Origin of the sequence: Microbacterium sp. H6 (genome assembly GCF_003314775.1) — a bacterium.
GTDB classification, from domain to species: Bacteria; Actinomycetota; Actinomycetes; order Actinomycetales; family Microbacteriaceae; genus Microbacterium; species Microbacterium oxydans.
Genome location: NZ_QOAY01000203.1, coordinates 36477 through 37230 on the forward strand (window position 1 = coordinate 36477; position 754 = coordinate 37230).

At 70.8% G+C, this 754-nt stretch carries 1 pseudogene; it reads left to right on the top strand.

The annotated features are described in order from the left end of the window. Positions 1-754: pseudogene (locus DSP71_RS13695) on the top strand (hypothetical protein); the annotation flags it as partial.

The window sequence follows — 754 nt, forward strand, 5'->3', positions numbered from 1 at the left end:
GGGCATCCCCGGCGACGGAGCCGCTGGGAGCCGACACCTGCCCGCTGCTGGCCCACGGTGTCGTCTTCGAGAGCACGGGCGAGGACGCGGCGTGGATCGCCGTCGTCGACGGGGTGCCATCGTCGAGGGTGTCGCCCGCGGTCATCGAACTGCTGACGGCGATGGACGGCGGGACCACGGTGCAGGCACTGCACCGACGGTTCGCCGCGTCGGAATCGCCGGAGAGCTTTCTGCGACTGGTCGGACGGTTCCGGGACAACGGACTGCTCGAGGGCGGTGCGAAGCGCGCACCCGGGCGCATCAGCTACCGGCCGCCGTTCACCCTGCAATTCGCGACCGTTCGCGCGCCCACCCTCTTCGCACGTCTCGACGGCGCAGTCTTCCGCCCGTCCTCTCGCGTGCTTGTGGCATCTGTGGCCGTGCTCCTCTGCGCCGGGTTAGTGGCCGCGATCCTGCAGGCCGGCGACCTGCGAGACGTCCTCACCCGGCCGTTGCCGCTGGGGGCGGTGCTGACGCTGATCGTCCTGCTCTCGCTCATCACCCTGCTCCACGAGGGTGCTCACGGGCTCACCCTCACCAGGTTCGGCGGCAGTCCCCGACGAGCCGGGTTCATGATCTTCTATCTCACACCCGCGTTCTTCGTCGACGTCACGGACGGATGGCGTCTCGCCGACCGACGACACCGCGTGGCCGTCGCGCTCGCAGGTCCGGCGGTGCACGCCGTCGTGGCGGCGGCCGCGGTGCTGCTCGCGCT